Source organism: Streptomyces sp. DG2A-72 (assembly GCF_030499575.1).
In the GTDB taxonomy this organism is placed as follows: Bacteria; Actinomycetota; Actinomycetes; order Streptomycetales; family Streptomycetaceae; genus Streptomyces.
Genome location: NZ_JASTLC010000001.1, coordinates 9,968,556 through 9,988,814, shown reverse-complemented (window position 1 = coordinate 9,988,814; position 20,259 = coordinate 9,968,556). Strand labels below are relative to the sequence as shown.

Genomic DNA, 20,259 nt, shown 5'->3' with positions numbered 1-20,259 from the left:
CGGTTCTTACCAGCACCCCATCTTCGCGCCGCTGGACCGCTTCAGTCCCCGCCCGAAGAGCCCTACGCGCTCACGGTCGCGATTGCTTCGCAGGTGGTCGCAGACCCAGGGATCTACGCCGTGGCCTCCCGAAGTAGCCGTTCTCACCGAACTCGTGAGCTCTGCGCGGGTGTCCGCAGACGACCTGTGCTGTGGCCGGGCAGGCGGTCGGGGCCATGCCGGGCAGGCACGGACGGTGCCGGGCGCCCAGCCGCCCGCAGCGCACTCGGCTGCGGTCTCGCCGCGCAACACACTAGAGGTGCGCTTTGGGCTACGGACTGGGAAGCGTGTCTGGACACGCGTGGGGCGTGTCTCTGGACGGGGGCGTTCCCGTCCGATGACTACCGGCGCGGCAGCGCGGTGGTGAGTTCGGCGCCCCGGACGAGTTCAGTCATCTCTTCGAGGTCGGGGGTCATGTAGCGGTCGTTGTGGAGGGGTTCGATGTGTCCGCGGACGGTGTCGTGCAGGTCCTTCACGGCGGCTCCCAGGGGGAGGTCTGTCATCTTGTCCTGGATGAGGTCGATGCCTTGGGCGGACATGAGGGTGAGGACGGCCTGGATGGTCTCCAGACGGTCGAGGTTTTCGTGGAGGTTGCGGACGGAGCCCATCGCCATGGTGTTGTGGTCTTCCTGGCCGTCCTTTGCGGGTCGGGAGAGCGTGCCGGAGGGAAGAGCGCGGGCCTGCATCTCGGGGACGAGGGCGGTGGCGACGGTCTGGACTTGGACCATGCCGGAGTTCAGGCCGGGCGTTCCGCCGGCGAGGTTGGCGGGCAGGCCGTAGCTCCACTTGGGGGAGAGCAGGCGGGCGGAGAGCTCTTGGGTGTGGACGCCGAGGTCGACGATCTGGGCGTTGAGGGTGTCGGCGGCGTGGCCGAGGAGGGCTCCGTCCCAGTTGCCGCCCATGACGAATTCGTAGCCTCTGCCGGCGTCGCGTTCGAAGATCAGGGGATTGGAGGTGGAGGCGTTGGCTTCGCGTTCCATGTGCTGGCGGCCCTCGGCGATGGTCTTGCGCAGTGTCCCGTAGATGTGGGGTGCGGCGCGCAGGGAGACCGCGTCTTGGATGCGCGGGTGGTCTTCGCCGAGGCGTTTGCGTCCCTCGTCGGTGGTCCACTTGCTGCCCTGCAGCAGGTGGCGGAGCCGTTCGGCGACCTTTTCCTCTTCGGGGATGCGGCGTTCGGCGTGGGTGCGTGGGTCCAGGGTGTTGATTTCGGCGCGGGTGGCGTCCATGAACATCGCCAGGACGCCTTCGGCCAGGTCGGCGGCTTTGGTGGCGCGATGGAGGGAGTCGATGTAGGAGGCCAGGACCACAGTGCTGCCGCTGATGATGGGCAGTGCCTCACCTTGCTCCAGCTCGAAGGTCTGCTCCAGCCCGGCGCGGGGCAGGATGTCCGAGGCGGGGGCCTGTTCACCTTGGTAGCGGGCGGGGGCTCGGTTGCCGGTGAGGACCATGCCGAGCGCGGCCATGGGCTGCAGGTCGCCCGAGCCAAGCGAGCCGACTTGCGGTATGACCGGCGTGACACCGGTGTTGACGAGGGAGTTCATCCGGTCGACGAGCTCCGGGCGGACCGCCATGTGTCCGCGGGCCATCTGGTTGGCGCGCAGCACCATGACCAGGCGGGTGACCCGCTCGGGCAGTGGTTGGCCGACGCCGGCGGCATGGGAGCGCAGGATGCGTTTTTGGAATTCCTTCTGCTGCTGGCTGTTGAGCTGCTTGTCCTTGAGTGGGCCGAGGGCCTGGTTCCACCCGTACACGCGTGTACCGCTTGCCAGTTCGTTGATCGCGCCGTCGCGGAATCGCTGCATGCGTTTGCGGCTGTCCTCGGAAAGTTTGACCGTCAGCGATTTGGCATCTAGGACGTCGAACATCTCCTGGGCGGTCAGCGAATCGCCATCCAAAGTCAGGTGGAGGCCCTGCTCGGGCGTGGGGGTGGGTCCGGGCCCACCCGCGGATGCCCCCGGGGCAGGGATCAGCAACGCCAGGACAGTGCCCGCAGCGACGAAGAGACGCCTCGTCGAAGAACGCGACACGGCAGGACTGTGTCGGAGCGGTATGTGTGCTGGCGTATCCGTCGTCGCAGGCGACATGGCGAGGTGCCCTTCTGGGAAGCGAGGAGCGGAGGCGGCCGGGCCATCCCGGGAAGGAGAGGCCAGCCGACCCAATAGAGGGACACTAAGCTCCTTGCAGCTCAGGAGCCTGCTCTGAGTAGTGCGGGGTAGCCTGTTCGGGTTATTTGACGGCGAGGGGCCCGTCAGACACGCGGCCGTGGTCTGCAGCGCCGCCGTCCCGTACGGACGCTTCAGCAGCACCCGCCACGGCTCCCGAACGGCATCGGCACCCGCGGGCTGATCGACTCCCTCACCCACGTCGACGGGGAACTGACCGGCAGGCAGCAGCCTCGCCCCACGTCCGGTCCAGCGACCAGGACCTCCGCAACCTCCTGGCCAAACGAGCCGGAACCCTCCATCGACCCCGGCAAAGCCCTGTGTCTGACGTTGGTCGGCACCCCGAACGCCACCAAACCCCTGGACAGTGGCACCCACGGGCCGTCCGAGGTACAGCTCCAGGGGCGCTCGTGTGTCTCGCTCTTCTACTGTCGACAGCCTCCAACCAGGCAGCTGGACCCGCCATCCTGCGCGTTCGCAGACGGCCGGCCGTCCAGAGACATGGCGCGTTGGACCTCAAGGGACAAGATCGTGAGACGAAGGTGCTGTGTCCCGCGAATGAGACAGTCGGGGAAGCCCAGGCCATTGCAGCGGAGTGGGGCATTCCGAATGCGGGCCTACAGCGGCCTTGTAGGTTCGCAATTCGGATGTCCCTTTCTCATTGCAGGTGGCCCGTGTCTGGCCCATGGGGCACCCATGTGAGACGAACGATGGCGTCTTGTCGCGTTGAAGCAGTCGGATTCTCAGTGGTTCTCGTTCGTGCTGGCCGATTGCCATCGCGTCGCGCTGAGCGGGGAACCCGAGCGACAGTTGGTTCTTCTGGGTCCGCTCGCGCCGAGCAGGGGAACGCCGTGCCCTCAGGCGCGGGGGTGTGACGCCACTGCCCGAGACCCGCGGACTGCGCACCAGGTCGGCCCGACTTGCCCGATGTGCTCTGGGCTCGCGAGGCCCATGCGCATCAGAGGGCACAGGCAGCTCATGGCTCGTTCAACTCGCCTATGGCTAGCGAGTTTTGTGTATCCAGGTTCTCTGGTCCGGCCGGGTAGCGACTGCGTATCCCGCGTCTCGGATTTCATCAGATGGTGTGGTTCATCTGCGGTTTAGCCGTTTCGCTGATCTTGTTCCGCTGATGATCGAGGAGTGCCCGGTTGCCGGCTTGGGGGAACGTGCTCGTGGTCTCCGGCGTGCCTGGCCGCATGCACTGTCCGACCAAGAGAAGTGGTTCATCGTGCATTTGACTCCGCATGAGCGGGAGCGCCTGCTGATCCATGTCGCGGCCGACGTTGCGCAAAGGCGCCGCGAGCGCGGGCTGCGCCTCAACTACCCGGAAGTGATGGCCCTGCTGACGGTGCACGTCTTTGAGGCAGCGCGCGATGGCAAGACGGTCAGCGACATCATGGACTCGGGTCGGCAGTTGTTCACCCGTGATGAGGTGATGGACGGCGTCCCGGAGATGATCAAGAACGTCCAGGTGGAGGCCACCTTCCCGGACGGCACCAAGTTGGTCACCATCCACGACCCCATTCCGGAGGGCGCAGAGGAGAGCGAGGTCTACCCGGGCAAGGTTGAGCACCCGCAGCCGCCCCGCAAGCCAGGCTCCCCGGTCGACTGCGATGACAGCGGCGACTCGCCTGTGTGCTGCGACGAGGACGACGACACGGTCTCCCGGTACGAAGCGATCTACTTCAATGTGCACCTCGACGGGGACCAGCAGGGCGTCAGTCTGCAGAGGGACGCCACCGCCTTGCCGGGGCCGGGAAGGACGAAGATCAAGGTGAAGAACGAGTCGGACCGTCCCGTTCAGGTTGCCTCCCACTATCACTTCGCCGAGGTCAACCCGGGGCTCAAGGTCGTCAGCATCGAGGTCCCTGCCGGTCAGACAGTCCCGGATGACCGCAGTCTGTGGAACTGCGATGCGGCGAAGGGCAGACGGCTCAACATCGCCGCGGGCACGGCCGTGCGCTTCGAGCCGGGCGACGAGTGCTGTGTGGAGCTGGTGCAGATCCAGGGTGATGTCACGGCCGGCGGCAGCAACACCAGCGACCTGACCAAGATCCAGGGACTGCGCGAAGGGATCGTCCGATGAGTAACCCGCAGGGACAAGCCCCCGGCCGGGCGCCGAAGCCGGTGAAGGGCCGGCCGAAGCCGAGCAATGAGCTGACGCGGGCGGATTACACCGCGTTGTACGGGCCGACCACGCGGGACCGGGTCCGGCTCGCCGACACCGACCTCACGCTGGAGATCGAGGCTGACTGGAGTGGCGGCCCTTCGTACAGCGGCAATGAGATGGTCTTCGGCGGCGGCAAGGTGATCCGCGAGTCGATGGGAATGTCGCACCTCGCCAGGGACGGGAAGGACGGCAAGGGCAAGGCCACGGACCACAGGCCCGTGGACACCGTCATCACGGGCGCGCTGATCCTCGACTGGTGGGGCGTGGTCAAGGCCGACATCGGCATCCGCGATGGCAGGATCGCGGCCATCGGCAAGGCGTACAACCCCGAGACGATGGACAAGATCACGAGCTTCGAGATGCCGGATCGTGGGCCCACGAAGCAAGCCCCGCCGGTGACGCCGACAAACTTCGTCATCGGGCCGAGCACCGAGGTCGTCTCCGGCAATGGGCGGATCCTCACCGCGGGTGGTGTGGACACCCATGTTCACTTCATCTGCCCCGGGGAGATCCACGAGGCTCTGGCTTCGGGTGTGACCACCTTGATCGGTGGCGGCACGGGACCGGCCGAGGGCAGTACCGCCACCACCGTGACCCCGGGCGCGTGGCACATCAGGCGGGTCTTCGAGGCGTTGGATGAGTTCCCGGTCAACATCGGTCTGCTCGGCAAGGGCAGCACGATGAACGAGCACGAGCTCAACGCGCAGGTGGACGCCGGTGTCTGCGGGTTCAAGATTCACGAGGACTGGGGCGCCACGCCCGCGGTGATCGACCGGGCCCTGGATGTCTGTGAAGAGCGCGGTGTCCAGCTCGCTCTGCACGCCGATTCACTGAACGAGTCGGGGTTCCTGGAGAGCACGCGGGCGGCCTTCACCGGCGACGGCAGGGACGCCGGGGGCAAGTTCACGCAGAAGAAGGCACGCTCCATCCACATCTTCCATGTCGAGGGGGCCGGCGGCGGTCACGCGCCGGACATGATCGAGCTGGTCAAGGAGCCGAACGTGCTGCCGGCCTCGACCAACCCGACGCGTCCTTTGACGGTCAACACCGTCAAGGAGCACGTCGACATGATGATCGTGTGCCATCACCTCAACCCGGAGATTCCGGCGGACATGGCCTTCGCCGACTCCCGGATCCGGCCGTCCACCATGGCCGCGGAGGACCTCCTCCACGACATGGGCGCCATCTCCATGATGTCCTCCGACGCCCAGGCGATGGGCCGCATCGGCGAGATGATCATGCGTACCTGGCAGACCGCGCACGTCATGAAGTGCCGCTACGGGCCGCTGAAGGAGGACCTCGAAGCCGCGAAGGTCCGCAGGATCGCCGACGACACCAACCACTCCTTCAACGACCAGCAGCTGCAGCCGAACGACAACTTCCGGGCGCGCCGGTACGTCGCCAAGTACACGATCAACCCGGCGATCACGCATGGCATCGACGGCCACGTCGGCTCCGTGCAGATGGGGAAGCTCGCCGACCTGGTGCTGTGGGAGCCGAAGTTCTTCGGCGTCAAGCCACACATGCTTCTCAAGGGCGGCCAGCTCGCGTACGCGCAGGTCGGCGACGCCAACGCGTCGATCCCAACGCCGCAGCCCTACCAGCCGCGCCCGGTCTGGGGCTCCACCGGGCGCTCCCCGGGACACAACTCGGTGAACTTCGTGGCTCCGGGCGTGGCCGGCAACCTGAACGGAGACGGCACCAGCAGTCATCCGGGTCTCGGTCTCGACAAGGACTTCGTGGACATCACCAGCACCCGGCACGTCACGAAGGCCGACATGAAACTGAACGATACCGTGCCCGACAGCCTCGAAGTCGACCACAACAGCTTCGAGGTCACCATCGGCGGTGCGACCACGACCGACACCCGCACCGAACTCAATGGTGCGACCGTGCCGCGCTCCTACGTCACCGAAGTACCCCTGGCACAGCGGTACTTCCTCTTCTAAAACCGCCACCTGCCCGGCCGTCTAAGCAACAGCACCGCGGCCCGGCCCCGGGGCGGGTACGCCATGCCCGCCCGTGCTCGGCACCTCTTCCGACCCTGCGAAAGGCAGCCGCTCACCGATGAGCCGTGCAGCCCTGCTCCTGCTGGCCGACGGCCGCTTCCCCGCCGGGGGCCACGCCCACTCCGGCGGCGTCGAAGCCGCCATCGCCCACCAAGCCGTACACGACACCGACAGCCTTCAGGCATTCTGCCGCGGCCGTCTGCACACCACCGGCCTGACCACGGCCGGCCTGGCCGCCGCAGCCGCCGCCGGAGTCGACCCGCTGCTGTTGGACGACGCCGCCGACGCACGCACCCCCGCCCCCGCGCTGCGCGCAGTCGCCCGTCGGCTCGGCCGGCAGATGATGCGCGCGGCCCGTGCCACCTTTCCGTCCGAGGACCTGGAACGGCTGGCGGCCGAACGTCCCCAGGGTGCCCACCAGCCGCTCGTGCTGGGCCTCGCTGCCCGGGCCGCCGGGCTTACCCCGCTGGACGCCGCCCATGCCGCCGCGTACGAGAGCGCCGGCGGCCCGGCCACCGCGGCAGTGCGCCTGCTGAGCCTCGACCCGCTCGACGCCTCGGGGCTGCTGGCCCGCCTCAGCTCCGACATCGACGCCGTCGCCGAAGCTGCCGCCCAGGCCGCTGACCGCGTCGCAGTCGAGGGTATCGACGCCCTGCCGTCGGCGTCCTCGCCGCTGCTGGACATCACCGGTGAACAGCACGCCGCGTGGACCGTCCGGCTCTTCGCCTCCTGACACCTTCCCCTGCCTACCTGGAGTTCTTCGTGCACCTCGACCACCCCGTGACCATGCCGCAGCGCCACACCCACAGCGCCGAGCCGCTCAGCGCCGACGGCAGCCGCCGAGCCCTCCGTGTCGGCCTGGGCGGGCCCGTCGGCTCCGGCAAAACGGCCAGCGTGGCCGCGCTCTGCCGCACCCTGCGCGAGAGCTGGTCCATCGCCGTCGTCACCAACGACATCTACACCCGCGAGGACGCCGAGTACCTGCTGCGCGAGGCCGTGCTGCCGCCCGAGCGGATCACCGCGGTGGAGACCGGCGCCTGCCCGCACACCGCGATCCGCGACGACATCTCAGCCAACCTGGAAGCCGTCGAACACCTGGAGGAGACCCTCCACCCCCTCGACCTCGTGCTCGTCGAGTCCGGTGGCGACAACCTCACCGCAACCTTCTCCAAGGGTCTCGTCGACGTGCAGATCTTCGTCATCGACGTCTCCAGCGGCGACGACATCCCCCGCAAGGGCGGCCCCGGCATCACCACCGCCGACCTCCTCCTCGTCAACAAAACCGACCTCGCCCCGCATGTCGGCGCCGACCTCGCCACCATGGCCGCCGACGCCAAACGGCAACGCGGCGACCTTCCCGTCATCTTCACCAGCCTCACCCGCGATGACGGCATCCGCGAGGTTGCCGACTGGATCACCGCCCACCTCACCGAGTGGCACACCAAGGCAGCCGTATGAGCCCCGCCGCACAACTCGCCACGGACCAGGCAGCGTTGACCGGAACCCTCTCCGGCACCGACGCGCCCACCGGGCACCCGCACGGAGTGCGGGCAACAGCCCGCATCCACGCCACATACAACGGACGCGCCACCACCCTTCCGCAGCTACGCAGTGACGGCCCGTTCCACCTCCGACGCATGCGCACCGACAAGAACACCGCCAAGGTCGGGATCATCGGCGCGATGAGCGCCCCCCTCGGCGGCGATCGGCTCACCATCGACGTCACCGCCGGGAACCGGTCCGCACTGGAGGTCAAGACGGCCGCCGCCACACTCGCCCTGCGCGGCCCCACCACCGCCCCGGCCACCTACGACGTACGGCTCACCGCCGGTGAACACACCAGGCTGCGCTGGCTGCCCCAGCCGCTGATCAGCGCCGCCGGCAGCAACCTCCGACAGACCTACACCGTCGAACTTGCCGCAACCTCCCGGCTGTTACTGCGAGAGGAACAGCTCCTGGGCCGAGCCAACGAGGAACCGGGCCACCTCGTCAGCCGACTCCTGATCCACCGCGCCGGAAAACCACTGCTCGACCAGCAGACGGCATACGGGGCCCCAGAGCCCGGCTGGGACGGCCCAGCCGTCCTGCACGGACACCGCGCCGTCGGCCAACTCCTGCTCGTCAACCCGGAGATGGACACTCCCCGAGACCCCGTCCTTCTCCGCCAGGGCTCCCGGGACGGGTGCGCCGTCCTCACACCGCTGGCCAACGGCCCGGCACTGCTCGCCACCGCCGTCGCACCAACCTCCTCGGCCCTACGGGAACTACTCGACGAGGCCCTCGCACACGCCCTCCAAAAGTAGCGCGGACGGCCCTGCCGCCCCTCGGCAGACGACGGGGCCCCTCGTCCTCACCGCAGCCACAACCTTCCGCATGGTGCGCCGGGCCAGCGTAAAGGGACAAGATCGTGAGACAGAAATGCCGTGTCCCTCGAATGAGACGGTGAGTGAAGCCCAGGTCACCACGTCGGAACAGGACATTCCGATTGCGGGCCTACACCAGCGCGAACGAGGCTCTGAAGGACTTCCCACTCACCCCGGTTCCTCTTCAGTGGCTGCATGTCACGCTCGACCAGATCACTGACTGCCATGCGGCTCTCATCCCCCAGCTTGAACGCGACGAGTTGGTCGGCGAACTCACCAAGCAGCTTGCAGACTTCGCGCCCTTCGAGGTTCAGGTCGGGTCTCTGACATATCACTCGGAAGTCGCTGCTTAGTCAGCGTGTCGCATTCTCCTGACCACTCTCTCGTGGAGCTCACCGCAGTCTGTTGCAGCAGGTCATGTTGGATATCTAGGGTCCGACGCCATGCACCTGATCAACTTCTCCGCGAGAGGCCAGGAGTCCTGGGGCCTTGATCGACAGCCGCTGATCCGCGACCGGATGCCCGTCCTCGTCGATGACGACCTCCGTTTCGAGGACGCTCCGGGCGTGCTGCGGCCGGCGGCGGTCGCGAATCGGTGGCTGAGGGAGCTGCCTCTCGACGGTGCGCCGGCGGAACGGACTTGGCGAAACCATGCGAACACGCTGTGCGAGTGGATGTCCTTTGTGCAGGACCGAGGGGTTCATCCGCTGGGCGAGCGGCGGGAGCTGCGTGCCGCGCTCAGTATGTATGCGGAGTACCGCTTCGCCGGTCCGTTGAAGAAGCGGTGGGACGGCACTACCTGGAACCTCCATGTCGGTCATCTGTCCGCCTTCTACAGGTGGGCCCGGGCCGAGGGGTTTGCGCAGGGGGTCCCGTTCACGTACCGGATGGGCAAGCGCATCGCCGACGGCGTGTTGGTGGACGTCGAGCGGAACCTCGCGCGGGTGCGTGGCCCGCGGCCTCACACGTCGATCAAGTACATGGAGCGGGACTTCTGCGGCCTGTTCGTCCGTGCCCTGGCGGGCCTTGAGCCCGACGGTTGTCCGGACCGGGTCTTCCGGGGTCGTGAGGGAGCACGGAATGCCGCGATGGGTGAGTTCGTCTTGTCCAGCGGTCCCCGACGGCAAGAGTTCACGCATCTGACGATCTACGAGGTGCCGCCGATGCCGCGGCGGCGTTCGTCGCTGCCGGTGCTGTTCCCGCTGGGCAGGGCGCTGACGAAGGGCAAGAAGGACCGAGCGACCTGGGTCGCGTACGACGCGCTGGCCCGCATGCACCGGTACATCGATCTGGACCGGGCCGCGTCGGCGGAGGGGTTCGTGTGGCGTCCGCCATGGCGGTTGGGTGAGCCGCTTCTCGTGGAAGCCCCGGACTGGGAGGGTGCCACGGTCAACGGTGTACGGCGCTCATGGCGGAAGCTGACGCTGCGCGAGCGGTTGTGCCTGGTCACACCGGAGGGTCAGTCGCCGCTGGTGGGGTTGCAGTCCACGGGCAAGCCGTTCGTCGACTGGGCGACGGTCTTCCGCCGTACGGCGGTGCGGATCCGGGAGCGGTTCGAGCCCCGGTTTCCCACGGTCTCCCCGCACCGGCTGAGGCACAGCTTCGCCATGGCCACGTTGGAGCGGCTGATCACCGGCTACTACCAGCGGGCGGCGGAGCTGGTCCTGACGGCCGGCGAGGACGCCGCGCTCGCGCTGTATCTGACCAGGCACGAACCGATGCTGGTGCTGCGGGACTTGCTGGGGCACTCCAGCGTGCTCTCCACGGAAGTTTATGTCGCGCGCCTGGACGTGACCCGGATCTACCGCGAGGCGTACCGGGAGACGGCGGAACGCCTGGGGCTCGATGTGCCGCGGGCGGCGGCCGACGAGGTGGAGTCCGAGTTCGACGGGGACGAGGTGGGAGCCTGATGCCCGCCGTCGTGATCGAGGAGCCCCTGGCGGTCCGGTTCGTACTGCGCAACGGCAGCACGTGGACGGCCCGTCTTGCCGGGCTGCCGAACCCGCAGCTCGCCCGGGACCTCGCAGTGGGCCTGGCCGGATGCGCCCATCCGCACGGCGGTATCGGAGCGGAGAACACGGCCCAGAAGTACGCCGTCTCGGTGCGGCAGATGGTCAAGAAGCTGGCGACGATGGGCTTCGCCGAATCGGCGGGGGATCTCACGAAGGCGCTGCTGCTGCGCTACTGGATGGCAGGGACACACGAGCGCGAGTGCGACACCCGGATCGTGCTGAAGGCCCTGGACGACGAGAACAGGTGCCTGCGACCAGAGGTGAGGGCGCTGCTGGAGGGGCACGCGATCCTGCCGCACCCCCCGGTTGGGTCGTACGAGGCGTACACCGACGACGAGTGGGAGCGGATGCACTCCGCCTGCCGGACGGTCGTCGAGGAGAGCCGCCATCGGCAGCGGGAGATACTGAAGGCGGCAGAGGCGGGACAGGATCCGCGTGCGAGCCGGCGGCACAGCGAGGCCGACATCGCCCACCTCCTGCTGCGTGACGGCCCGATGTCCGGGCTGGCCTATGTGGAGTACATCAAGGGCTACGTGCGCAGGCGTCCCGACGGTCCCGCCGGGTCGTACGCCGCACTGCGGTGGGTACGGGAGGCACTGTTCCCGACTCCACGGGTGCAGACGGCGTACCGGCTGCTGTTCGGCATGTACAGCGGTCTCGTCCCGGACGGCATTGCGGACCTGGAGCTGGGGGACATCGAGTGGGCCGGCGATTCGACGGTCCTGCTGAGCTACTACAAGGGCCGCAGCGGGCCGGAGGGCGCTACGCCTCCCCGCGAGGCGGTCCGGCTGCTTCAGCGGTGGCTGACCCACGCCGAGCCGCTGCGGAGGTTCGCGCCCGAGGAGTTGCGCCAGGCTCTGTGGATCGCCTGCGAGCCGCACGGCGTCAACGGTGTGCTCGGGCTGCAGAAGAACAACAAGCCGCAACGTGACCTCATCCGGCACCTGAACCTGCTCGACGACTGGGGTGCACGGCTGGAGGTGAACCGCAGCCGGATCCGCACCACCTACGAGGAGCGGTTGGCGCGGCGGGGGTGGACCGGCCGGACGACGATCGACCCCAATCACACCTCCCGTACCGAGGGCGACCACTATGTGACGCCGACAACGCCCGCGCAGCTGGAGGCTGTTGAGTCGATCATCGAGGACGGGCAGGCGGACGTGCTGCGCAAGGCCCTCCCACCGGTCGTGCTGTCCAGCGAGACGGCTGCCAAGGCCGCTCGTGCCTTTCCCGAGGCGGTCAGGCGCCTAGAGCTGGACGAGGGGGCACTGGCCGAGCTGCTCGGCGGGGAACGGGATGTGTTCACCGCCGCGTGCGCGGACCAGCTCGCCGGGCTGCACGGCCCGAAGGGCAAGCCGTGCCCGGCCAGGCCCTGGGTGTGTCTGCTGTGCCCGCTGGCTCTGTTCCTGCCCCGGCACTCGGCGAACCTGCTGCGGCTGAAGGCGTTCTTCGCCCGGCAGTTCCGGCAAATGCCTATCGAGCAGTTCCTGCGCAGCTTCGGCCCGTACGCCGACCGCCTGGACAACGAGATCCTGCCCAAGCTCGCCGAGTTGTCGCAGACCGCGGTGGATCGCGCCCGCCTGGAGGTGGCCGACGACGACACCGAACTGCCTTTGCGCCCCGAGGAGATCAGCGCATGATGCCCCGCCCGATCACCGCTACCGCACCGCACCGCGCCGGGCACGCTCCGCCTTCGCCGGAGCCGACGTGTGCGACGTCGCCAGCCTGCGCCTTGCCGCCGGTGCGCGCCGGGTCGTCTTCGACCAGGACCGGTGGCGCATGGACCTGGCCGACGCCCACCGGCAGATCGCACCGTACGAGCTGGACTGGGACTTCACCCCGATCCTCAACCCCGCGTGGCGGGTGGTTGCCAAGGAGATCCTCCTGGCTCTCCTGGCGCCCCAACACGAGGCGGTCGTCGAGTGCCCGCACGCCCCGCGCACCACGCGCAGCCCGCGCACCTGCTATCGCTATCTCGTCTACCTCACCTTGTGGTTCAACTACCTCACCAGCTGCGGGATCCACCGCCTGGCCGAGGCCACACAGGAGATGTGCGCGCGGCATCTGGAGGAGCAGTCCTGGTCCGCCCCGTTGCGGGGCCTGCCGCGCTGGCGCCTTGACCCGGAGTCCGTGACCATCGTGGTGCGGACGGTGCAGGTGATCGCTCTGTACGCCGAGTTGCTGTCCACCGACGCCTACCGGGCAGGGTTCGTCCCGTGGGATGGGCGTCCTGCTGCGGCGGTGACCGGCGTGAAGGCGCGCGGCGAGAACGCCGTGCAGCCGGTGCCGGATGAGCTGCTGCAGCCGCTTCTGGCGACGTGCCTGTACCTGGTCGAGGTGGTGGGCCCACACGTCGCCGATGTGGTGGAGGACCGGCGCGCGCATGAGGAGATGCGGGCGAAGGGACCGGTGGCACGCATCGCCGATGTCCCGCGGCTCAAGGCGCTGTGCGAGGAGTTCCGCGAGCGGGCCGAACCGCTGCCGAAGATCTCCGCCAACCAGATCGCCCGGTACACGCACCTGCACGGTGATCCGCTGCGCCCGCTGGCCTGGCGCCACCTGGTGAGCCTCGCGGGCTTCCGGAAGATCGCTGATACGGCCAAGCCGCACCTGGCCCCCGTCCTCGTGGAGGTGGCCAAGGACATGGGCTTCGCCGGCCCCTGGGCGCGCAACGCACCGAGCATCCCCCGCTACGGTGACAACGAGCCGGTCCCGTGGACCGCGCCGCTGGCCGCCGACGACCTGCGCACCGCCGTGGGGAACATGCTGACCGCCTGCGCCGTGGTGACCTCGGCGCTCTCCGGGATGCGGTCCTCCGAGCTGCTTGAGCTGGAAGTGGGGTGCCGCACCACCGTACGGACCGTGGCCGGCGGGCGGCGTTTCCGCCTGTCCGGCAAGGTCGTCAAAAACCAGCGGTTCGGCGGCGTCCCGGACGAGTGAGTGGTCATCGAGCACGTCGACCGCGCCGTCGCCCTGGCCGAACGGCTCGTCGGCCGCCCCCGCGGCGAGGCGCTGTTCGGCAACGTCGAGTTCACCGTGCGGGTGCGCACCCTGCGGGCCTGGCTGGAGCGCACCGGTCTGCGCGCGCACTGGGGGCTGCCCGTGATCCCGAGCGGGCCGTGTGGGTCCCGCATGCTGCGGCGCACGCTGGCCCTGTCGATCGCCAAGCGGCCCGGCGGACTCCTCGCGGCCAAGGTGGCTCTGAAACACATCAGCGTGGCCACAACAGAGGGGTATGCCGCGCGCCCTGGCGGCTCGCAGCGCCTCTTCCACGCGGAGGTCGAGGCCACGGAGGAAGAGGAGCATCTGGGATTGACCGTGAAGGCATTCCGCGACGCCCAGGCCGGGATCATGCCCGCCGGGCCCGGCGCCCGCGGCCTCATCGATGCCTTCACGCACATCGACACCGCGCTGAGGGACGCCGCCCGCACTGATCCGAAGATCCTCCACGACGACCGGCACCTGGAGAACCTGCTGCGCAAGCTCGCGGGGACCCTCCACGTCGGAGCGGCGAACTTCTGCTGGTTTAGGGACCCGGCCAAGGCCCTGTGCCTGCGGCTGGCCGGAACCCCGGACGCGAAGAAGCCGCTGGTGGGGATGTGCGACTCGGCCCGCTGCCCGCAAGCCACCCACCACCCCTGTCACCGCCCCGTCTGGGCCGGACACGCCCAGAGCATCGACGCCTTCCTCGCCAGCCCCCGCATCGCCAAGGGCGAGAAGCAGCGACTCGATCCCGAACGCGAGCGCGCCCTGAGGGTCGTCGCCGCGATCGACGCCGCCGGCGCACCTGATGGGAGGGGCTGACCGTGGCCCGGCTCACCGAAACGGACAAGGCCCGCAACGAGGCTGCGATCCGCGTGGCCATGGACCGCATCCTGGCCGGCAACCTCCCTCCCGGCGGCAGAGCCGACCTGAAAACCCTTGCCGCCACAGCCGGCGTCACCCGCACCGGCTTCTACCCGAAGAACAACCGCGACGGCACCCTCAGGCCCGGGCCCTACCAGCACCTCGCCGAAGAGTTCACACGACGACTTGGGGAACTCCGGGCCGCCGGAGAGATAGCCGACTCTCGGGATGCCCAGGTCGACCGGCTCAAACAGCAGGTCGACGAGCTGAAGAAGCGGATCGCCGCCCGAGATGAGCAACTGGCCGAGCTGACCGAGTTCAAGACCATGGCGATCTCCCGGCTGGCCGCCCAGCACGACGAGATCGAGCGTCTGCGCACCCAGGTCGCCGAGGGCTCGTCCCTGCGTGCCGTACCGAAGGCACACGACAGCCCCTGATGCCGACGTCCGGATCTACGCCCTCATCCTGTCTGCTTAGGCAGAATGCCCCACAGGTAGCAACAGGCGGAGCACCGATCGCACGCATCCCCAACGACGCGGAAAGGACGGGAAGTTGAGCTGGCCGAAGGCCATGAACGCGCTCCGGCACCACAGGCCGGGCAGCATCGGGGAACCCGTCAGGGCGACCCGGTGAACTCACCGCTCCGGCCGGAACAGCTACGCGGCCTGATCACCGTGTCGACGGTCAGGCAATTCCCCACGATCTGCATGATCAGCGTCACGTAATTCCCCACCCCTGTGGTCACGATTCCCCACCGGGACGCTGACCAGCGGCGGTGCTGCTGACCATGCTCGAACTGGTGCGATGTTCCCTGTTTTGTGTGGTTTGAGTTGATGTTAGCCATTCCTTGCGAATCGGTCGGGTTCCCCATGGGCATGCCGGTGCCGGGTTGAGGGTCCTGACCTCTCGGAGTCGTCGCGGTCCCTCGATTTGCGAGCCGAGAGGCCGACGGACGCACCGGATGGCAAGGAGAACTTTCACAGTGGTCGACATCGTCGAGATCTACGTGCACTGGTACGCGGGCCGGTCCAAGAGCCAGGTGTCCGCCTCACTGGGGGTGGACCGCAAGACGATCAGGAAGTACCTGGCGCCGGCGGAGGCGGCCGGGATCACCCCGGGCGGGCCGCCCATGAGCGAGACGGACTGGGCCAAACTGCTCAAGAGCTGGTTCCCGGAGCTGGCCAGCCGGAAGCTGAACCAGGTTCGATGGGGAGAGATCGAGCCGCACCGCGACTACGTCAAAGAACTGCTGAAGACGACGACGGTCACCACGATCCACCAACGTCTTCGGGACGAAGGCAAGTTGAAGGTGTCGCTGTCGACGTTCCGCCGCTGGGTGCACGAGAACCTGCCCGACGAGGCGGCCCGCTCCAAGGTCACGGTGCTGCGGGAGGATGTCGAGCCGGGCTCGGAGGCCCAGATCGACTACGGCTTCCTGGGGCAGTGGATCGACCCGGCCACTGGGAGGCGGCACAGGATCTGGGCGTTCGTGATGGTGCTGCCCGCCTCGCGGCACATGTTCGTCCGCCCCGTGGTGCACATGGACCAGCACGCCTGGACCCTCGCACATGTGGAAGCATTCCGCTTCTTCGGCGGCGTCCCGCGCCGTCTGGTGCCGGACAACCTCAAGACCGGGGTGGACAAACCGGATCTCTACGACCCGCAGATCAACAAGTCGTATGCCGAACTCGCCTTCTACTACAGCACGTTGGTGGACCCGGCCCGCGCTGCGAAGCCGAAGGACAAGCCCAGGGTGGAGCGGCCCATGCCCTATGTCCGCGATTCGTTCTGGAGCGGGCGGACGTTCACCTCGCTGGAGCAGATGCAGGCCGAGGCCCTGCTCTGGGCGAGGAACGTCGCCGGTCAGCGCCGGTGCCGCCCGCTGGGCGGCGCGAAGCCGCTGTCGGTGTTCGAGGCAGTGGAGGCCCAGGCCCTGCTGCCCCTGCCGCAGGAGCCGTTCGTGCTGGCCAGATGGTCGAAGGCGACGGTCGGCCCGGACATCCACGTCAAGGTCGGCCGCACTCTCTACTCGGTGCCCTGGAAGCTGATCGGCCGCCGCGTCGATGTCCGCTCCACCGCTGCCGTAGTGCAGATCTTCCACGAGGGGGAGCTGGTCAAGACCCATGCGGCACTTGAGCAGGGCAAGCGCACCGACAAGAACGACTACCCGCCCGAGAAGATCGCTTTCCAGATGCGGACGCCGATCTGGTGCCGCGGCCAAGCCTCACAGGTCGGGGACGCCTGCCGGGAAGTGATCGACCAGTTGCTGGAGGTCAACGCCCTCTACCGACTCCGCGCCGCCCAAGGGGTCCTCGGGCTGCGGAAGAAGTACGGCGACACCAGACTTGAGGCAGCCTGCAGGAAGGCGGCCGCGGTCGGCGATCCGTCCTACCGCACGGTCAAGGGCATCCTGGTCGCCGGCACCGAGACCGACCCGGAACCGGAGACCGGCGACGCCGGGGCCGCGGCCTTCCTGCACGGGCCCGAGGGCCTGTTCCCGGCCACCATCCCCACCCAGACTCCGGGTGATGTCCACGACGACCAGGACCGCGGTGACGCCGAGGAGACCGCCCGATGAGCGTGATGACCACCGCCCTGCGCGACTCGCTCAAGACGCTGCGGCTGTCCGGCATGCTGGAAACGCTCGACGCCCGCCTCACTCAGGCCCACAACGGCGAACTCGGACACCTCGACTTCCTCCAGGTCCTCTGCCAGGACGAGATCAGCCGCCGCGAGAGCGTCGCTCTCGAACGCCGCCTGCGCAAAGCGAAGTTCGAGCAGCAGGCCACCTTGGAGGGCTTCGACTTGAATGCCTCCCCGAAGCTGCCCGCCGCCCAGATCCGCGACCTGGCGGCCCTGCGCTGGCTCCACTCCGGCGAGTCCGTCATTCTGTTCGGGCCCGTCGGTGTCGGGAAGACGCACGTCGCGCAGGCCCTCGGCCACCAGGCCGTCCGGCAGGGCGCAGGCGTCCGCTTCGCCAAGACCAGCCGGATCCTGGCCGAACTCGCCGGCGGCCACGCGGACCGCACCTGGGAGAAGCGCCTGCGCGAACTCATCCGCCCCGACCTGCTCATCCTCGACGACTTCGCCATGCGCCAGCTGTCCGCGTCCCAGGCCGACGACCTCTACGAACTCGTCTCCGAGCGGCAAGGCCGGTCCTTGATCATCACCAGCAACCGGGCGCCCAGCGACTGGTATCCCCTCTTCCCCAACCCCGTAGTCGCCGAGTCACTGCTGGACCGGCTGATCAACGCCAGCCACCAGGTCATCATGAACGGCCCCAGCTACCGGCCCAACAAGCGCCCGAAGAACCCGACCGACCCGCCGCTGCGTTAGCCAGCTGGCGACCTCCGTCCGGTCCAGGTGGCTCCCGCCCGGACCGGACGTGGTGACATGATCCTCTCCGGCCACTGCTCAGCCGGAGAGGATCATGCTGCATCTACTGTCACTGCACTACACGGCCCCGGAACAGGCGGCGGAACCCTTCGTCCGCGACCACGTCGCCTATCTGGAACGACACCACCAAGACGGCACCTTCCTGGTCTCCGGCCAGACCGTCCCCACGTCGATCGGCGGCGTGATCATCGCACGCGGCGTCGACCGCCCGACCATTGAACAGATCGCGGCGCAGGACCCCTTCGTCCTCAACAACGTCGCGGAATACACCATCACGACTATCACCCCCGGGCGAGTGCACCCCGACTTGAGTCCCGTGCTGAGAACGGACCGCTGATGTTCACCCGTCCCATCGCCTGTCCCCGCGCACCGTTCCCAGGGAGACTGAACGCTGAACTCAGCGCCCGGGGCGGCTGAGTGAAGACAGGCCCCACAGCTCGGCGATGCGCCCGTCCCGCACCCAGAAGATCTCCATCATCGAGGGGAGAACCTGTTCCTCAACTCCCGCCGGGATGCCGTGCAGGCTCGTACGGACTGCGACTTTGTCTGCATCCACAAGCATGTCCTCGACGATGACCTGGATGTCCGGGAACATGGCGTGGAGCCCGCTCCACGCCTTCACAACGCTGTCGACGCCAACGGTGCCCAACGGATGGCTCACGAAGTCGGCCGAGAAGATCGCCTCTGCCGCGGCAAGGTCACGCGCGTTGAATGCCTCATACATGCGCTCTGCGAGGGCTCGTACGTCGTCTGTCATCTCACGCTTCCTGTCCAGGACACGGGCGTGGATCAGCTTATGAGAAGAGCGGAGCGAACCTGCGTGGGATGCCGACTCCGGCGCAGACAGCGAAGAACCTCGTCTCGACCGACTCGGACTCGAACAGGTCGTCCTCACCACGCACACCGAGATCATCCCGTACGAGCGATCAGAGACCATGAGTTCCCCTTACTGACCGCTCCAGCCGAGCACCGCAGCCCGGACGAGGGTGGGGAATTACGTGACGTTCGGGGTAGGGAATTACCTGACCGTCGACACACCGACGAGCTGGAAAGCGCCACTACCGGTAGTTCGTCAAATCCGGCGGTAGAGGTCAATGCCATGTCCGGTGGTGACTGCGTCGATCAGGGCCTGGAGCTCGGATGGTGGGTCCTTGTCCGTCCAGGCTCGCCACCATCGGTTGAGGGTGACGGCGGGGGTGAGCCAGGAACGGATGGCCCGTAAGGCCCTGGGCCACCAGGGCTGGTGGGGCGAGGCCGATCCCCCTCTCTGGCCCCTCTTCGGGGCACGGGTCCGGCGCGCTGGCATGCAGGGGTCCGGGTGGGGTGAACCACTGGTCCCAGCAGAAGGAGAAGGCGCAGTTGACCAAGGTCTGGTGGCGGCGGATGGCGCGGTCGGAGCGGACTTGGAAGTCGGCCCAGCCGAGTTCGTCCTTGACCTGCTTGTAGCTCTGCTCGATCCACGGCCGCAGGCCGTAGAGGTGGACGACCTCGGCCAGGTCGGCCGGCGGGTGCGGGCAGGTGGTGACGTGGGGTGCGTCGGGGTGGGGCAGGTTGGTGGCCAGGTACCAGGTGGCCTTCTCCGGCAGGGCGGCCGGATCGGTGGTGGCCACGATCAGCCGGCAGGGCGAGTCTGGGCCGTAGCCGCCCAGGCGGGCATCAGCGGCCCACCAGGTCTCGGTGTGTCCGTCTTTGTGAACCCCGGAGAAGCCACCGGCTACCTGATAGGCATCTCCCCGCTCCTGGCCGACCTGACCGCTGAAATCGCCTGGGGGACGCACCTGTCGCTTCCTTACACCCCCGAGCAGCTCCCGCCTGGGTGGGAGGCGAGTGCGATGCACGCACAGGAGGCGCTCGATCTCACCGTCAGCGAGTGCGTGCGCGCGGTCGCGGGTATCGGCGAGGCGCACGTGCCCACTGGAGCGCTGAGGGTCGCCGACGAGGTCGGTGGGGAGTGGCCGTCCGGACAGAGCCCGCGGGACTACCGTGCCGCGGCCATGGCGTTCGCCATCACACACGAGCTAACGCATATCGAGTCAGGGCCTATCTCTGCTCGTCAGGGCGTCGGCGGGTACCACGCCTGCGGCAAGCTCAGCCCGGTCGGCAGGGGTCTCCCGGTTGGGGGCACTAGGCCAGACGGCACGGCACCATCTGCATCGGAGAAATCTACGACGGCGCCGTTGAACGTCGCTTGAGTGAAGTCGACCGTGCCGCCGGAAAACACCACCATCCGACCGCGCCCGCTCGGCAGCACCAGACCGTCGC

At 68.1% G+C, this 20,259-nt stretch carries 18 protein-coding genes and 1 pseudogene; 16 read left to right on the top strand and 3 right to left on the bottom strand.

Annotated elements, in window-relative coordinates:
- Positions 1-380: 380 nt before the first annotated feature.
- Positions 381-2,123 (bottom strand): histidine ammonia-lyase, encoded by a 1,743-nt coding sequence (gene hutH, locus QQY66_RS47275; RefSeq protein ID WP_301986718.1) that lies wholly within the window; start codon positions 2,121-2,123, stop codon positions 381-383.
- Positions 2,124-3,429: 1,306 nt separating this feature from the next.
- On the opposite strand from hutH, the pseudogene QQY66_RS47270 reads away from it, so the two are divergent.
- The 15 genes and pseudogenes from QQY66_RS47270 to QQY66_RS47200 all read left to right on the top strand — a co-directional run.
- Positions 3,430-3,726: pseudogene (locus tag QQY66_RS47270) on the top strand (urease subunit gamma); the annotation flags it as partial.
- A 108-nt stretch (positions 3,727-3,834) separates the two neighbouring features.
- Positions 3,835-4,287, top strand: a complete 453-nt coding sequence (locus QQY66_RS47265) for an urease subunit beta (RefSeq protein ID WP_301987735.1) — start codon at positions 3,835-3,837, stop codon at positions 4,285-4,287.
- Positions 4,284-6,320, top strand: a complete 2,037-nt coding sequence (gene ureC, locus QQY66_RS47260; protein ID WP_301986716.1) for an urease subunit alpha — start codon at positions 4,284-4,286, stop codon at positions 6,318-6,320. Before QQY66_RS47265 ends, ureC begins: the two co-directional genes overlap by 4 nt.
- A 118-nt stretch (positions 6,321-6,438) precedes the next feature.
- Positions 6,439-7,113 (top strand): urease accessory protein UreF, encoded by a 675-nt coding sequence (locus tag QQY66_RS47255; RefSeq protein ID WP_301986714.1) that lies wholly within the window; start codon positions 6,439-6,441, stop codon positions 7,111-7,113.
- A 29-nt stretch (positions 7,114-7,142) separates the two neighbouring features.
- Positions 7,143-7,838, top strand: a complete 696-nt coding sequence (gene ureG / locus QQY66_RS47250; RefSeq protein WP_301987734.1) for an urease accessory protein UreG — start codon at positions 7,143-7,145, stop codon at positions 7,836-7,838.
- Positions 7,835-8,683 carry an urease accessory protein UreD gene (locus QQY66_RS47245; protein ID WP_301986712.1) on the top strand — a complete coding sequence of 283 codons (849 nt, stop codon included), beginning with the start codon at positions 7,835-7,837 and terminating at the stop codon, positions 8,681-8,683. Before ureG ends, QQY66_RS47245 begins: the two co-directional genes overlap by 4 nt.
- 182 nt (positions 8,684-8,865) lie before the next feature.
- Entirely contained in the window at positions 8,866-9,096 is a 231-nt protein-coding gene (locus QQY66_RS47240; RefSeq protein WP_301986710.1) for a hypothetical protein, read from the top strand.
- 90 nt (positions 9,097-9,186) lie between these two features.
- Positions 9,187-10,653, top strand: a complete 1,467-nt coding sequence (locus tag QQY66_RS47235; protein ID WP_301986708.1) for a site-specific integrase — start codon at positions 9,187-9,189, stop codon at positions 10,651-10,653.
- Positions 10,653-12,395, top strand: a complete 1,743-nt coding sequence (locus tag QQY66_RS47230; protein WP_301986707.1) for a hypothetical protein — start codon at positions 10,653-10,655, stop codon at positions 12,393-12,395. The genes QQY66_RS47235 and QQY66_RS47230 overlap by 1 nt, the downstream gene beginning before the upstream one ends.
- A gap of 67 nt (positions 12,396-12,462) precedes the next feature.
- A complete protein-coding gene (locus tag QQY66_RS47225) occupies positions 12,463-13,695 on the top strand; it encodes a hypothetical protein (protein ID WP_301986706.1) in 1,233 nt (410 codons plus the stop codon).
- The gene (locus tag QQY66_RS47220) at positions 13,696-14,559 is read left to right on the top strand and encodes a hypothetical protein (RefSeq protein ID WP_301986705.1); all 864 of its coding nucleotides are present in this window, start codon (positions 13,696-13,698) and stop codon (positions 14,557-14,559) included. It abuts the gene before it with no gap.
- A 2-nt stretch (positions 14,560-14,561) separates the two neighbouring features.
- Positions 14,562-15,038 (top strand): hypothetical protein, encoded by a 477-nt coding sequence (locus QQY66_RS47215; RefSeq protein ID WP_301986704.1) that lies wholly within the window; start codon positions 14,562-14,564, stop codon positions 15,036-15,038.
- 545 nt (positions 15,039-15,583) lie between these two features.
- Positions 15,584-17,179, top strand: a complete 1,596-nt coding sequence (gene istA / locus QQY66_RS47210; RefSeq protein ID WP_301986703.1) for an IS21 family transposase — start codon at positions 15,584-15,586, stop codon at positions 17,177-17,179.
- On the top strand, positions 17,176-17,937 hold the full coding sequence (gene istB, locus QQY66_RS47205; protein ID WP_301986701.1) for an IS21-like element helper ATPase IstB: 762 nt from the start codon (positions 17,176-17,178) through the stop codon (positions 17,935-17,937). The genes istA and istB overlap by 4 nt, the downstream gene beginning before the upstream one ends.
- 94 nt (positions 17,938-18,031) lie before the next feature.
- Positions 18,032-18,334: a YciI family protein gene (locus QQY66_RS47200; RefSeq protein WP_301986700.1), complete on the top strand. Its 303-nt coding sequence runs from the start codon at positions 18,032-18,034 to the stop codon at positions 18,332-18,334.
- A gap of 60 nt (positions 18,335-18,394) precedes the next feature.
- Here QQY66_RS47200 and QQY66_RS47195 read toward each other — a convergent pair whose 3' ends face one another.
- Together QQY66_RS47195 and QQY66_RS47190 are read right to left on the bottom strand one after the other, a co-directional pair.
- Positions 18,395-18,754: an ester cyclase gene (locus tag QQY66_RS47195; RefSeq protein ID WP_301986698.1), complete on the bottom strand. Its 360-nt coding sequence runs from the start codon at positions 18,752-18,754 to the stop codon at positions 18,395-18,397.
- Between the two features lie 334 nt (positions 18,755-19,088).
- Positions 19,089-19,607 carry a hypothetical protein gene (locus tag QQY66_RS47190; RefSeq protein ID WP_301986697.1) on the bottom strand — a complete coding sequence of 173 codons (519 nt, stop codon included), beginning with the start codon at positions 19,605-19,607 and terminating at the stop codon, positions 19,089-19,091.
- A 69-nt stretch (positions 19,608-19,676) separates the two neighbouring features.
- Here QQY66_RS47190 and QQY66_RS47185 point away from each other — a divergent pair, with 69 nt between their 5' ends.
- A complete protein-coding gene (locus QQY66_RS47185; protein WP_301986696.1) occupies positions 19,677-20,189 on the top strand; it encodes a hypothetical protein in 513 nt (170 codons plus the stop codon).
- The last annotated feature ends 70 nt before the right edge of the window (positions 20,190-20,259 follow it).

What these genes read in the sequence shown, in the direction of transcription:
- QQY66_RS47230 (WP_301986707.1), top strand. Translation starts at nt 10,653, where the DNA reads ATGCCCGCCGTCGTGATCGAGGAGCCCCTGGCGGTCCGGTTCGTACTG.
- ureC (WP_301986716.1), top strand. Translation starts at nt 4,284, where the DNA reads ATGAGTAACCCGCAGGGACAAGCCCCCGGCCGGGCGCCGAAGCCGGTG.
- QQY66_RS47255 (WP_301986714.1), top strand. Translation starts at nt 6,439, where the DNA reads ATGAGCCGTGCAGCCCTGCTCCTGCTGGCCGACGGCCGCTTCCCCGCC.
- QQY66_RS47235 (WP_301986708.1), top strand. Translation starts at nt 9,187, where the DNA reads ATGCACCTGATCAACTTCTCCGCGAGAGGCCAGGAGTCCTGGGGCCTT.
- QQY66_RS47200 (WP_301986700.1), top strand. Translation starts at nt 18,032, where the DNA reads ATGCTGCATCTACTGTCACTGCACTACACGGCCCCGGAACAGGCGGCG.
- hutH (WP_301986718.1), bottom strand. Translation starts at nt 2,123, where the DNA reads ATGTCGCCTGCGACGACGGATACGCCAGCACACATACCGCTCCGACAC.
- QQY66_RS47195 (WP_301986698.1), bottom strand. Translation starts at nt 18,754, where the DNA reads ATGACAGACGACGTACGAGCCCTCGCAGAGCGCATGTATGAGGCATTC.
- istB (WP_301986701.1), top strand. Translation starts at nt 17,176, where the DNA reads ATGAGCGTGATGACCACCGCCCTGCGCGACTCGCTCAAGACGCTGCGG.
- QQY66_RS47245 (WP_301986712.1), top strand. Translation starts at nt 7,835, where the DNA reads ATGAGCCCCGCCGCACAACTCGCCACGGACCAGGCAGCGTTGACCGGA.